The sequence below is a fragment of the Flavobacterium succinicans LMG 10402 genome, from assembly GCF_000611675.1.
GTDB lineage: Bacteria > Bacteroidota > Bacteroidia > Flavobacteriales > Flavobacteriaceae > Flavobacterium > Flavobacterium succinicans.
The window spans coordinates 64,983-78,630 of sequence record NZ_JATV01000017.1 but is presented as its reverse complement, the minus strand read 5'-3'; the positions used below and the strand labels follow the sequence as shown (position 1 = coordinate 78,630).

Genomic DNA, 13,648 nt, shown 5'->3' with positions numbered 1-13,648 from the left:
TGTAGGTTTTTACTCTTTAAAATGCCCCATATTACTGTATTTGTCCATTCTTTGAGCGATTAATTCGGTTGTTGATAAGTCTTTTAATTCATTGAACCCTTTAATAATATAATGCTCTACTGTTTTGAACGTTGTTTCTCGATCAAAGTGTGCCCCACCAAGCGGTTCAGGGATAATATCATCTACTAATTTTTGTTTCTTCATATCGGCCGAAGTCAATTTCAAAGCATCTGCGGCTTGTTCTTTGTACTCCCAGCTTTTCCATAAAATAGAAGAACATGACTCTGGAGAAATTACAGAGTACCAAGTGTTTTCAAGCATAAAAACGCGATCTCCTACTCCAATACCTAAGGCACCTCCCGATGCTCCTTCACCAATAATTACGGTAATAACAGGTACTTTTAAACGAACCATTTCAAGGATGTTTCTGGCAATGGCTTCTCCTTGTCCGCGTTCTTCAGCTTCTAGTCCAGGGTAAGCACCAGGAGTATCAACTAAAGTCACCACAGGAATTCCAAATTTTTCAGCCATTTTCATCAAGCGTAACGCTTTTCGGTAGCCTTCAGGATTGGCCATACCAAAATTTCTATACTGACGTGTTTTGGTATTGAATCCTTTTTGTTGACCGATAATCATAAACGACTGTCCGCCAATTTTACCTAAACCACCCACCATTGCTTTATCATCTTTAAAGCCACGATCCCCGTGCAATTCTAAAAAAGTATCACCACAAAGGGCACGAATATAATCTAAAGTATAAGGACGATTTGGATGTCTAGACAATTGTACACGTTGCCAAGCCGTAAGATTTTTATAAATGTTCTTTTTAGTCTCTACCAGCTTCTTGTTAATCTCTTTACAAGTTGGAGCTACATCCACATCCGATTCTTTACCGATAAGGACGCATTTTTGCAATTGCTCTTCTAATTCTTTAATTGGTAGCTCAAAATCTAAATATTCCATAGGGTTTTGCGTTTGTATGAATTTGCAATTCAGGAACTGCAAATGTAAAAATTAAAAAGATAAACAAAAGATAAATTTATGTTTTAACTCCCGATTTATGCCTCAGTTTGGGTTATTGAACAGACTTTTCTTTATAATGCTTTACTACACCATTGAGGATCACCGTGATAACAATTAGCAAGGCACCCAAGTAAAATTCGGTACTCATTTTTTCTTTCCCACCGATAATAAAATAAGCCAAAACAATACCATATACCGGCTCTAGATTGGTCGTAAGCATCACGGTATAAGGCGATAATCGCCTCATGACTTTTACCGAAGCTGTAAAGGCATAGGCGGTACAAATGGAAGCCAACAACAAAATGAGCGCCCAGTTTTTTGGAGTCATGATGAAAAAATCGGTTGAAAAAGAGCCATTGAAAACAAAATAAATAGTGATAAAAACAAAACCGGCTAAAAACTCATAAAAAGAGATCACAGCGGGTTCATGATGCTCGATCAATTTGCCATTGAATAAAGTAAACACTACTCCTAAAACAATCGAAACCAAAGCCAACAACATACCGTTTAGGTAATTGATTTCTACTTGCAAGATTAAGGCTAAACCGGCCACAATGACTAACCCAAAAAACACTTCATACCACAATATTTTTCGCCCATAAAAAAGGGGTTCCAAAATAGAGGCAATAAAAGCACCTAAAGAAAAAACAGATAAAGTGATCGAAACGGTAGAAACTTTAATGGACTCAAAAAAGGTAATCCAATGCAAGGCAATCAACAAACCAACAAACACTAGTTTTAGCACCGCACTAAATGAAATTTGGAATGGAATTTTCTTTATCCATAAAAAACTTCCTAAAAAAACAGCGGCAAATAACATACGATACCACACTAAAAAGTCAGCATCAATAGTAATCAAGGCGCCTAATATGGCCGTAAATCCCCAAATAAAAACAATTAAATGAAGATTTAAGTAACTTTTTAAATTATCGTTTGGCATTACGTAATAAATAAATGGCTAAAATTCCGAAAAAGATATTGGGTAACCACACCGCTACCAAGGGAGAGAAAGAGGATTTTTCAGCGATAGTGCCGAAAATTTTATCAAAAAACACAAACGAAAAGGCAATTGCGATTCCGATGGCCAAATTGGTTCCCATACCACCACGTCGTTTCATGGCCGAGACAGAAACTGCAATAATAGTCAAAATAAAGGCTGAAACAGGAACACTGTATTTTTTATACAATACCACTAAATAGGTGTTGATATTTGAGGAACCACGTTTTCGTTCTTTGTCAATAAAGGCGTTTAATTTCCCTAAATTCAAAGTCTCAGCAATGTACACTACAGGAGTCAAATCTTCTAGATCAAAGGCCAAACGCATTTTTTTCTCTGGCGCCTTTTCAATTTTATCTCCCAACTCCCCTAACGTACGTTTGGTATAATCATACAATGTATAGGTACTGTCTTTAGGATTCCATTTGATCCTGCTCGCTGTCGTTTTGGTCACCAATTGTTCTTTTTTAAACTTTTCTAACGAAAAATTAAAAGCCATTTTGGTTTCCGGATTAAAACTATTGACATAAATAAACTCATTCTCATTAATTTGACGATACACATCGGTATTGTCGCCTCGCATGGCTTCTTTACCACCACCTTTTAAATAAGTATATCTAAAATTATTAAAACCTTCAGAAGCCGATGGAACCAAGAAAAACCCCATCAACATGACTAAAATCGAAACAATAGTCGCTCCAATGATATAAGGTCTTAAAAAACGACTGAAAGAAATTCCAGAGCCCAATATGGCAATAATTTCGGTATTATTGGCCAATTTGGAGGTAAACCAAATGATTGACAAAAACAAAAAAATCGGGAAAAGAGAATTCGCAAAATAAATGGTGAAGTTGTAATAATACAAAGCAATATCCCAAAACGGAATTTTGTTTTCCAACATTTTATTGATTTTCTCCGAAACATCAATTACAATTCCAATCGGAATAAACAACAACAACATTACAGCAAAAGTCGCCAAGTAGCGCTTCAGAATGTATTTGTCTATTATGGTTAATTTCATTATTTGAAGTTAGAGGTTAGAAGTTAGAGGTTAGAAGTTAGAAGTTAGATAATACGTTATCATCGAACATTTCTAATCTCTAACTTCTGACTTCTGTTTTTTTTTTACAATCTTTGGCTCATATTTTTGACCATCATATCTTTCCAAGGTCTAAAATCGCCGGCTAAGATATGTTTTCTTGCTTCACGAACCAACCACATATAAAAACCTAAGTTATGAATGGTTGCGATTTGTTTTCCTAAGTATTCGTTGGCAGCAAACAAATGGCGCAAATACGCTTTGGTGTAATGCGTATCCACATAGGTCATACCCATTTCGTCTAAAGGTGAAAAATCATCTTCCCACTTTTTATTTTTGATATTAATTGTTCCATTAGCGGTAAAAAGCATTCCGTTTCTGGCGTTACGCGTAGGCATTACACAATCAAACATATCGACTCCTAAGGCAATGTTTTCCAGAATATTGATCGGTGTTCCTACACCCATCAAATATCTGGGTTTGTCTTCGGGTAAAATATCACAAACAATTTCGGTCATCTCATACATTTCTTCGGCTGGTTCTCCTACTGAAAGTCCTCCAATAGCATTCCCTTGCTGTCCAGCATTGGCGATATATTCGGCCGATTGACGACGCAAATCTTTATAAGTACTTCCTTGAACAATTGGAAAAAAGGTTTGCTCATAACCATATTTATAAGGTACTTTTTCCAAATGATTGATACAACGATCCAACCAACGGTGTGTCATATGCATGGAACGCTGCGCATAACGAAAATCACAAGGATAAGGCGTACATTCATCAAAAGCCATGATAATATCGGCTCCAATAGTACGTTGAATTTCCATTACGTTCTCGGGTGTAAAAAAGTGATACGAACCATCGATATGTGATTTGAATTTCACTCCTTCTTCTTTAATTTTTCGACTAGCCGATAATGAATACACTTGATAACCACCAGAATCCGTCAAAATAGGACGATCCCAGTTCATGAATTTATGCAAACCACCCGCTTTTTCCAAAATTGGGGTTTGAGGGCGCAAATACAAATGATAAGTATTACCCAAAATAATATCTGGATTAATATCTTCTTTCAGTTCGCGTTGATGCACTCCTTTTACCGTTCCAGCGGTACCCACAGGCATAAAAATAGGAGTTTCAATCACCCCATGATCTGTTGTAATACTCCCTGCTCTCGCTTTAGATTGCGTATCTTTTTGTAATAAATCAAATTTCATATCCTCTTTTTTCAGTGCGCAAAGATAATTTATTTAAGATTTACGAATTGCTATTTACCATTTTATTTAACACGAACGAAATGTCGCTGCATACAGACAGGACATCTGTACGAACAGGGCATCTGTACGGACAGGTCGCGACCTGTCCCTACGGTGCCGCAAAAAATGTATCGGCATGCCAACGCAATGGATTCGTCTGTATATAATTAAAAATTCTTTCATATGAAATCGCATTTCTGATAATGTGATCATGAAAGGAACGCTGCCACGCAAAAGACAACAATCCCTTTAGATGAATATGCTTCGAAGACGTGGTTTTGTAGGCTCCAATTAATTCTGATAACGACTTGATTTTAATCTCCTCATCTGAAACCAAATTTTTATCTATCTCTAAAATTGCATGTACATGATTGGGCATAATTACAAAACAATGAATTACAACATAAGGATATTGCTCTTCTAACCAATGCATTTGTTTTTTGGCTATCTGACCATATGCATTCAAATTCATTTGTATTTCATCTGTTTCATTTTTTTCTTCTTCATTGTAATGAATCGAATTTCTCAAATGCTGATCATTCGAATGCGAATCCTGTACGGACAGGTCGTGGTTTTGATTTCGGGACAGGTCACGATTTACATAAATGGACAGGTCACGACCTGTCCCTACAGGAATGGATCCAAAACAACATATTCTATTTTGAACACAAATGGTAATGAAATACAAATTATCCTGCGAATAATCAAATCCTTCCTTTCGATTTCTTTTCCTATTTTTTCTTTTCATTCTATTATAATTTTTTTCGGATGGAACAGGCGTAATGTAGCGTAGGGACAGGTCGCGACCTGTCCCTACGCAATATCATTAATTAAAAATCAAATCATTACATAATCAAATATAAAAATAACATTTAAAATACTACAAATTAACATACCTTATTTGAAATTAAATTTGCAAATTGGAACAGGTCACGAACAAATGAACTGGACAGGTCACGAACAAATGAACTGGACAGGTCACGAACAAATGAATCTGGACAGGTCACGAACAAATGAATCTGGACAGGTCACGACCTGTCCCTACAGTGTAACAATTGTTACACAAAACCTCATTTTGTACCTTTATCTTTGCCTAACTCAATTCAACAACAACTAAATTGAATTCCTATGACCTTAGAACATTTAATTAAAGAAAAACATGGCACCATTGTAGACGTTAGAACTCACGAAGAGTTTATGGGCGGTCATGTAGCCACGTCTATCAATATTCCTCTGAATGAAATTCCCGAGCGTCTTGAAGAAATGAAAGCCTTACCTAGTCCTCTTATTTTGTGCTGTGCTTCTGGTGGCCGAAGTGGTCAAGCCGAGCATTTCCTCTTACAACATGGTATTGATTGTACCAACGGAGGTTCTTGGCTGAACGTGAATTTTTATCAATCTTTACAAAACAAAATCGATTAACATGATTACTTTTTTAAAACGTATTTTGGGTCTGGGACCTACTACAAACTACAAAGCATTATTGCAACAAGGCGCCATTATTATCGATGTTCGAAGCAAAGACGAATACAATAGCGGCCACATTCAAAATTCTCTAAACATTCCCGTAGACGCACTAAGGCTAAATTTAGGAAAACTTAAAAACAAAAACCAGATTATCATTACGTGTTGTGCCTCTGGTATGCGAAGCGCATCGGCCAAAAGCATCTTAAAAGCTAATGGATTTTCAGAAGTATACAACGGTGGTGGATGGGCAAGCTTAAAAAGCAAATTATAAAACAAGAAGTATAGGGTTTGTGGCTCACGATGTATCCTTTTGCCACACTTCCTCCTTCGCAACAACATTCGAAAAGATTGGCTATACGCTAATCTTTTTTTGTTTCAGAGGCTTTAAATACAGCCCGAAATTATGGCAGGATGCTATTTTCGAATTATAGGGGAAATTGCACCCGAAATCATTGGTCTTCCCAAAAATAAAAATTACTTTTGCAGCAGTTTAACTTTTACACACAAAATGAAGCCTAACACACAACAATTAAACGATTTAACTATCCAAGTTAGAAGAGATATTCTTCGTATGGTACACGCTGTTAATTCTGGACACCCAGGTGGTTCTCTAGGATGCACAGAATTTTTGGTTACTCTTTATCAATATTTAATGGATCGCAAAGAAGGATTTGACATGGACGGTATTGGAGAAGATGTTTTCTTCCTATCGAATGGTCATATTTCGCCTGTATTCTATAGCGTATTGGCTAGAAGCGGTTATTTTCCAGTAGCAGAATTGGCTACGTTCCGTTTATTAAATTCTCGTTTACAAGGACACCCTACTACACACGAAGGATTACCTGGAGTACGTATGGCTTCTGGTTCATTAGGACAAGGACTTTCTGTAGCGTTGGGAACTGCTCAAGCTAAAAAATTAAATGGTGATTCACATATCGTTTATACGTTACATGGAGACGGCGAATTGCAAGAAGGTCAAAACTGGGAAGCGATTATGTATGCTTCTGCAAAAAACGTAGACAACCTTATTGCTACCATCGACGTTAATGGGAAACAAATTGATGGAACTACTGACGAAGTATTGAATATGGGAAGCCTAAAAGCTAAATTTGAAGCTTTTGATTGGGATGTTCTTGAAATCAAAGAAGGAAACAACATCGAAGCGATTATTGCTGGAATGACAGAAGCTAAAGCTAAAACTGGAAAAGGAAAACCTGTTTGTGTTTTGTTGTACACTGAAATGGGTAATGGTGTTGATTTCATGATGCATACGCATGCTTGGCACGGAAAAGCGCCAAATGATGCTCAATTAGAAAATGGTCTAGCACAAAATAGCTCAACTTTAGCAGATTATTAAGCTCCTCATCCTCCAAAAGGAAAAAAAGCTTAGTTAAAAAATTAGAAAATAAAAAATTATAAATCCTATTTACCCCAATAGGAACTCCCCTCCTTCGGAGGGGTTGGGGGAGGCTTATGAAAAAATATACAAATACAGGAAGCAAAGATACTCGTTCAGGTTTTGGAGCGGGAATGACTGAATTGGGTCAAAAAAACGAGAATGTAGTAGCACTTTGTGCGGATTTAATCGGGTCATTGAAATTTGATGATTTCAAAAAAAATCACCCAGAGCGTTTTTTCCAAATCGGAATTGCAGAAGCCAACATGATTGGAATTGCAGCTGGTATGACTATCGGAGGAAAAATTCCATTCACAGGAACATTTGCTAACTTTTCTACTGGTCGTGTGTACGATCAAATTCGTCAATCCGTTGCTTACTCTGATAAAAATGTGAAAATTTGTGCATCACACGCAGGTTTAACCCTTGGAGAAGATGGAGCAACCCACCAAATCCTTGAAGATATTGGATTAATGAAAATGTTGCCTGGCATGACCGTAATCAACACTTGTGATTACAATCAAACCAAAGCAGCTACGATCGCTTTAGCCGATCACCACGGCCCAGCTTACTTGCGTTTTGGTCGTCCTGTGGTGCCTAACTTTATGCCAGCAGACGAACCTTTCGTTATCGGAAAAGCAATTTTATTAAACGAAGGAACAGATGTTACTATCGTTGCAACAGGTCACTTAGTTTGGGAAGCTTTAATCGCTGCTGAAGCTTTGGAAGCTAAAGGAATCTCAGCAGAAGTAATCAACATCCACACCATCAAACCTTTGGACGAAGAAGCTATTTTGAAATCAGTTGCCAAAACGAAATGTGTAGTGACTGCGGAAGAACACAACATCTTAGGTGGTTTAGGCGAAAGCGTTTCGAGAGTTTTAGCTCTAAATAATCCTGCGCCACAAGAATTTGTAGCCGTAAATGATAGCTTTGGAGAGTCTGGAACCCCAGAACAATTAATGGAAAAATACAAGCTAAACAACCAAGCGATTGTTGAAGCTGTAGAAAGAGTATTGGCTAGAAAATAATTTTTTATCCATCCCAAAATCATCCCGTCTTGTGTATACTTGGCGGGATTTTTTTTATCTATTAAACGAAACACAGATTTCACAGATTGACAAAGATTAAAAAAATAAAAATTAACCCAAAATAGCTTCGTATAAAAAGAGTCGTAGACTCGACCGATATTGTAAAGCTGGATTTCAATCCAGCGCCTTTGAATCACAGATTAAAAAAACGACAACCTCAATAACTACATAAAAAAACCGCTCCAAAACTGGAACGGTTTATTATATGTTTAAAACTACGCTTTCTTTAATTCTGACATTTTGGATCCAAGTGTCTTTTCTTGCCATTCCCTCCTGTACAAAGAGGAATATCGGCAAAATCATAATACAATGTTTTTCCATTGGCGTCTTTATATGAACGCTCTAATTTAGTCGTATAACCATCACCATCATCATCCACATCCAAGAAATCAGGTATCCCATCCCCATCCGTATCGTCTGGATTAACAGGCTTGTTTGGATAAAGAATCTCACTTCTGAAATCATATAAATACCCATCACCATCTATATCTTCCAAATAGGAAGGAATACCATCAGGACTAAAGGTTCCGTTAATTTCTCTATCTAAATCCGATCGTTGAATTTCATATAATTTAATATTAAAAGTGATTGGCGCATACGCAGGAATCGTACCACTACCACTACTAAAATAGGCCAATCCAGAAGGAATAAAAACTACCCCAGCTCCAAAATCTTTATAAGAAACTGTACCATCAGCATTTGAAGAATAGGTTCCTGTTTTTAATTTAGGCATCATTTCTGAAAATCCAGTTATAGCACCTGAAAGCAGATAAAAATCAAATCTTTGAAACTCTGTTGCCGTCAACTTGGTTACTCCATCAGTAGTTACTTGTTGCAGATAATCTCCTTTATACCCCACAAAATAATTATCAACATTAGTAGGCGATTCTCCTTTTCCCTCATTTAAAATTAAATAATATAACTTGTATTTAATTCCATGCAAATCCACTTCTCTGAATTTAATAGGGTATGTGGTTTGTTTCATCACAGATACCTGAGTCCCTCCAGCAGGGATTTTAGTAATTTTAATATCGAAGTTAGCAGTTACTTCTTCTATATAATAAGTATTCAAATATTCTTCAATGTCTTTAATATCGGTGGCATATTGCACGCTATATTCTCTTGGTGGCGTTAACTCTTCATCTTTATCTTTAGAACATGAAAATAATGCCAACGTTAGCATTGATAAAATAAAATAAAACTTAATTTTGTTCATTAGTACTAGTTTTTAGGTGCGCAAGATACAATTTAGATTGATTTTGATGAAGTATTTAACTTTGATTTTTGAAAAATTATGCGAATAGATAAATATTTGTGGTGCGTTCGGTACTACAAAACCCGTAACATGGTTACCGAAGCTTGCAAAAAAAACCAAGTCACTGTAAATGGTCAAGTTGCCAAAGCCTCGAAGGAAGTTTTTCCTACGGATGTCATCACCTTTCGTAAGGATCAAATCACACAAACCATCACCGTTTTGGATGTTCCCGAAAGCCGTTTGGGAGCCAAATTAGTCGATATGTATCGCCGAAACGACACGCCTGCAGAAGTCTATCAACATCTTGAATTACTAAAATTATCCAAAGAACACTATCGCAAAAATGGCACCGGACGCCCTACCAAAAAAGATCGACGTGACATTGACGAGTTTGGCAATGTAATTACTACAGGCGACGAAGTCTTATTTTAGTCTACAAAACACAAACTCTTGCTTCAGGCATCACTATCTTTTCATTTTTACTAAATAAATTAAAAAAATAAAACTATGAGCCAAAATATCATTTTATCCCATCAAGAAATCGAACATAAAACCAAGCGAATTGCTTATCAAATATACGAAACCTTTGTAGAAGAAGAAGAAATTGTCTTGGCAGGCATTACCAAAAACGGTTATGTATTTGCTCAAAAAATAGCCGCAGCATTGGCTTTGATTTCTCCAATTAAAGTATCGCTTTGCGAAGTGATACTCAACAAACACCAACCTGACTTAGCCATTCGCACTTCATTATCCAAAGAAAACTACACCAACAAAGGATTAGTTTTGGTAGATGATGTACTCAATTCCGGCACGACGCTTATTTATGCTGTACGTCATTTCTTAGAAGTTCCCTTAAAAAAATTCAAAACCGCAGTACTCATTGATCGAAACCACAAAAAATACCCTGTAAAAGCCGATTTCAAGGGGATCTCATTATCGACTTCTTTATTTGAACACGTACAGGTGGTTTTTGAAGATTCAGGCAACAGCTACGCTTATTTAAGCTAAAAGTAGCTCAATACTTGCCACAATTTCGGCGACAGACTTCCCGTCAATAGGAAGGATATGCTGAGCTTGATGATAATAAAAGCTTCTATCGAACAAATGTTTTGCGATAAACTCTTTCAATTCCTCCTCATTTAGGTTGGCAATTACGGGACGTTTACTTCTATTCTTAGACAATCGCTCAAACAATGTGTCGATAGAAGCTTTTAGGTATATAGAAATAACGTCAGGCTGCTGCAACAACACATGATTATTAGCATAACATGGCGTTCCTCCACCAAGTCCAAGAATCCGATCGCCAGGCATGGCCAATACTTCTACAAAAGCTTGGTGTTCTACTTTACGAAAATACACCTCGCCATGCTTTTCAAATAGCGCTTTGATCGACAAATTAGTCTTTTCTTCAATAAAATGATCCAGATCTAAATATGATATTGCTGTTTTTTGAGACAGGTTATTAGCAATGGTTGACTTTCCACAGCCCATATACCCTAATAATACTATTTTCTTCATGATTTTAAAGCCCTACTAACTAAGGGATTGTAAGTTTTTAATAAAAAAAGACAAATTTATAATAAAAACGCTTGGAAACTTCGAAAAAAAGTATGTATATTTGCACCCGCATTCAGGGAACGAAATGACTCGATAGCTCAGTTGGTAGAGCACATCACTTTTAATGATGGGGTCCTGGGTTCGAGCCCCAGTCGGGTCACAAATAGTGTGAACTAGACATACGTTTCTTGAATGATTGACTCGATAGCTCAGTTGGTAGAGCACATCACTTTTAATGATGGGGTCCTGGGTTCGAGCCCCAGTCGGGTCACAAAGGTTATTCGTTGTACGAGTAACCTTTTTTGTTTTCGGCCACGTGGAGAAACGGTAGACTTGCCATCTTGAGGGGGTGGTGCTCGTAAGGGCGTGTGGGTTCAAATCCCACCGTGGTCACATTTTTTTTAGAGCAATAAATCTTGTATTTGTTGCTCTTTTTTTGTTTGGAACATTTTAAAGGATCAAGGGATCAAGTTCAAAAGGGATCAAGTTCAAAAGTTGGGGATTATGCAAAAAGATTAGATAATCTGAATAAGAAGAAATCTATCTTTATTACCCCTCTAAACTAGCTTCTAAAGGCTTTTATTTTTGTATTAAAAGATTCAGCAGCTGCAATGGTGCTTCTGTTTTCAAAATAGCTTAGTTTCTACCCTCTTTTTCAAAAAATCAATTCTTATACTTGTGCTGGATTGAAATCCAGCCCTACAATATTAGTCGAGTCTACGACTCTTTTTTTTAGCGACTGGAGTTCCTTCGGAAAAGATTGATTTTGTAAAATCAATTCTTGTACTTGTGCTGGATTGAAATCCAGCCCTACAATATTAGTCGAGTCTACGACTCTTTTTTTTAGCGACTGGAGTTCCTTCGGAAAAGATTGATTTTGTAGCAACAAAATTTAATCTAGTAACAAAAAAAATAAAAAAACCGTTTCAAGAAAACACCTTGAAACGGTTACTGTTTTTTTTAATGCTTGTGAGCATGGTTTTTGGCACTTCTTTCACCTGACATTTTCTTAGCATGTCCCGGAGGGATTTTCTTAACCTTAACTACTTTAGTAGGATGAACATGATGAACGGTACAACCTTGAAGTCCAAAAATAAAGCATACTAAAATTCCTAGTATTGCTATTTTTAATACCTTATTATTCATTATTTGGGGGATTGATTTAGAGCTCGCAAATTTAACGCTTATTTTATTAAAATCAATCCGTATTCTTCAAGTAATATTCTAGCAACATTTCTATTTGCTCTTTCAACCAGCATACTCAAATACAACAACACACTTAACCCACTTCATCTTTCTTGTTGTTTTTAATAACTGCGTCTACTTTTAGTGAAATTATTAAAGTGAAATAGTTACAATTTAAACAATTATAATTTAAAGAAAGACACTCTCCAACTCTAATTACTTTTAAATTATAATCACTAAACCTACGACATCAGGAGGAGAATTCATTTCCAATGATATTCCTGCACTACACGAGATTAAGCATTAAGAAACCCAAATCACTTGCTAGGTTGCTATCATGTCTTTAATTTTTACTCTGATTTATTTGTGACAAGAAGAATTTAATAACTTCTAAGTTCATATTGGATGTTGTCGAGTGCCCGACTTTTTCATATGTTTTAAAGGACGCATTGATTTTAGCTTTCAAATAAACTTTTTGACATTCTAAATACCTTTTCTGAACATCCGACCCAATGTTATCGTTAATTATTTTTCGTTCCTTTTTGCTGTATGCATCATCATATTGAACAGCATCATTGTTGTCTAACTCTCCCATATAGATGAATTGAGGAATGGATTTGTAAGTATTAAAGTCAAATTTTTGTTTGAATAGTTTTTCAAAATCATTTATTCCAATTGGATAATTTAGTTTTACACCATTAATTTCATTTTGCGGAAACAAAAGCTCTCCGTTAAAACCACCAATAGCCAATGCTTGAATCTTGTCTGGATGCAAAAATGAGAAACGATTTGTAAAAGTTGCAGAAGCAGAAAAACCGCACATAAAAATTTTGTCCTCAACCTCAATAGTCCATGTTTTTAAAATGTTTTTAGCATCGTTTATCATTGCCAACAACTGCAAATCAAGTCGTTTCAACTCGTTTGATTTTTCCAACATTACGTCTCGATCTAATGCATGGGTGTAGACCAAGGACTTTGATGCTGGTCTTGGAAAAACAGGAACAAGAAAAGGCATTCGTAAAGCGGTAGAAATATTATTCCCAACAGAACTTACAGATGCTAAATCAATAGCGTTTTTTTTATGCACTTCGATACTATCCGATAGTCTACCTGTGTTATTTGGTTCAACTAGCAAAAATGTTTTGGAATTTAATTTCGTTCCTTTCGGAATAAAAAGAATGTAATCATTAAAAAATAAATTTGATGGTTTCTTTCCAATAACAATTATAGTATCTTTCTCAAAGATTCCTATCTGTGAATTTTGAGCAAACAAAATCTTACAAGCCAACAAAAGCAATATGATTGTGAATATGGATCGTGTTTTATACATCACTTGTTATTTAATTTATTATAGTCTGTTCCAAAGCAAGCAATACTATGCT

The 13,648-nt window shown here is 36.2% G+C and carries 15 protein-coding genes and 3 tRNA genes; 9 read left to right on the top strand and 9 right to left on the bottom strand.

Translation table 11 applies throughout. From position 1 onward, the window contains the following. Window positions 1-9: 9 nt before the first annotated feature. The 5 genes from AO58_RS0114865 to AO58_RS0114845 form a co-directional block, all read right to left on the bottom strand. On the bottom strand, window positions 10-963 hold the full coding sequence (locus tag AO58_RS0114865; RefSeq protein ID WP_024982457.1) for an acetyl-CoA carboxylase carboxyltransferase subunit alpha: 954 nt from the start codon (window positions 961-963) through the stop codon (window positions 10-12). A gap of 112 nt (window positions 964-1,075) precedes the next feature. Further along, window positions 1,076-1,963, bottom strand: a complete 888-nt coding sequence (locus AO58_RS0114860; protein WP_024982456.1) for a DMT family transporter — start codon at window positions 1,961-1,963, stop codon at window positions 1,076-1,078. Further along, window positions 1,950-3,041: an LptF/LptG family permease gene (locus AO58_RS0114855; protein WP_035717894.1), complete on the bottom strand. Its 1,092-nt coding sequence runs from the start codon at window positions 3,039-3,041 to the stop codon at window positions 1,950-1,952. The genes AO58_RS0114860 and AO58_RS0114855 overlap by 14 nt, the downstream gene beginning before the upstream one ends. Window positions 3,042-3,145: 104 nt before the next feature. Beyond that, the gene (gene tgt, locus AO58_RS0114850; RefSeq protein ID WP_024982454.1) at window positions 3,146-4,276 is read right to left on the bottom strand and encodes a tRNA guanosine(34) transglycosylase Tgt; all 1,131 of its coding nucleotides are present in this window, start codon (window positions 4,274-4,276) and stop codon (window positions 3,146-3,148) included. A gap of 148 nt (window positions 4,277-4,424) precedes the next feature. Beyond that, window positions 4,425-5,063, bottom strand: coding sequence for a transposase (locus tag AO58_RS0114845; RefSeq protein ID WP_024982453.1), 639 nt, complete (start codon window positions 5,061-5,063; stop codon window positions 4,425-4,427). 380 nt (window positions 5,064-5,443) lie between these two features. Between AO58_RS0114845 and AO58_RS0114840 the strand changes: the two genes are divergently transcribed. The 4 genes from AO58_RS0114840 to AO58_RS0114825 all read left to right on the top strand — a co-directional run bounded on the left by AO58_RS0114840 (window position 5,444) and on the right by AO58_RS0114825 (window position 8,209). Then, window positions 5,444-5,737 (top strand): rhodanese-like domain-containing protein, encoded by a 294-nt coding sequence (locus tag AO58_RS0114840; protein ID WP_024982452.1) that lies wholly within the window; start codon window positions 5,444-5,446, stop codon window positions 5,735-5,737. Between the two features lies 1 nt (window position 5,738). Beyond that, window positions 5,739-6,053: a rhodanese-like domain-containing protein gene (locus AO58_RS0114835; protein WP_024982451.1), complete on the top strand. Its 315-nt coding sequence runs from the start codon at window positions 5,739-5,741 to the stop codon at window positions 6,051-6,053. 237 nt (window positions 6,054-6,290) lie between these two features. Beyond that, the gene (locus AO58_RS0114830; protein ID WP_024982450.1) at window positions 6,291-7,139 is read left to right on the top strand and encodes a transketolase; all 849 of its coding nucleotides are present in this window, start codon (window positions 6,291-6,293) and stop codon (window positions 7,137-7,139) included. Between the two features lie 116 nt (window positions 7,140-7,255). Then, window positions 7,256-8,209 (top strand): transketolase family protein, encoded by a 954-nt coding sequence (locus AO58_RS0114825; protein ID WP_024982449.1) that lies wholly within the window; start codon window positions 7,256-7,258, stop codon window positions 8,207-8,209. Window positions 8,210-8,495: 286 nt separating this feature from the next. On the opposite strand, the gene bamM is transcribed toward AO58_RS0114825, so the two are convergent. Continuing rightward, complete coding sequence (gene bamM / locus AO58_RS0114820; RefSeq protein ID WP_024982448.1) at window positions 8,496-9,485, bottom strand: BamM family beta-barrel-assembly machinery protein; 990 nt, start codon at window positions 9,483-9,485, stop codon at window positions 8,496-8,498. 78 nt (window positions 9,486-9,563) lie between these two features. Here bamM and AO58_RS0114815 point away from each other — a divergent pair, with 78 nt between their 5' ends. Both AO58_RS0114815 and AO58_RS0114810 read left to right on the top strand, forming a co-directional pair. Then, entirely contained in the window at window positions 9,564-9,956 is a 393-nt protein-coding gene (locus AO58_RS0114815; protein WP_024982447.1) for an RNA-binding S4 domain-containing protein, read from the top strand. Between the two features lie 75 nt (window positions 9,957-10,031). Further along, on the top strand, window positions 10,032-10,532 hold the full coding sequence (locus AO58_RS0114810; protein ID WP_024982446.1) for a phosphoribosyltransferase domain-containing protein: 501 nt from the start codon (window positions 10,032-10,034) through the stop codon (window positions 10,530-10,532). Here AO58_RS0114810 and AO58_RS0114805 read toward each other — a convergent pair. After that, window positions 10,524-11,042 (bottom strand): shikimate kinase, encoded by a 519-nt coding sequence (locus AO58_RS0114805; RefSeq protein WP_024982445.1) that lies wholly within the window; start codon window positions 11,040-11,042, stop codon window positions 10,524-10,526. The two genes, AO58_RS0114810 and AO58_RS0114805, sit on opposite strands and share 9 nt — an antisense overlap. Before the next feature lie 126 nt (window positions 11,043-11,168). Here AO58_RS0114805 and AO58_RS0114800 point away from each other — a divergent pair. From AO58_RS0114800 to AO58_RS0114790, 3 genes are all read left to right on the top strand, one after another. Next, window positions 11,169-11,241, top strand: a tRNA-Lys gene (locus AO58_RS0114800). A 38-nt stretch (window positions 11,242-11,279) separates the two neighbouring features. After that, a tRNA-Lys gene (locus tag AO58_RS0114795) sits at window positions 11,280-11,352 on the top strand. Between the two features lie 39 nt (window positions 11,353-11,391). After that, window positions 11,392-11,474 (top strand) — tRNA-Leu (locus AO58_RS0114790). Between the two features lie 567 nt (window positions 11,475-12,041). Here AO58_RS0114790 and AO58_RS0114780 read toward each other — a convergent pair. Together AO58_RS0114780 and AO58_RS0114775 are read right to left on the bottom strand one after the other, a co-directional pair. Then, complete coding sequence (locus tag AO58_RS0114780) at window positions 12,042-12,227, bottom strand: hypothetical protein (protein ID WP_024982443.1); 186 nt, start codon at window positions 12,225-12,227, stop codon at window positions 12,042-12,044. Window positions 12,228-12,609: 382 nt separating this feature from the next. Further along, window positions 12,610-13,596 carry a hypothetical protein gene (locus AO58_RS0114775; RefSeq protein ID WP_024982442.1) on the bottom strand — a complete coding sequence of 329 codons (987 nt, stop codon included), beginning with the start codon at window positions 13,594-13,596 and terminating at the stop codon, window positions 12,610-12,612. Window positions 13,597-13,648: the final 52 nt, after the last annotated feature.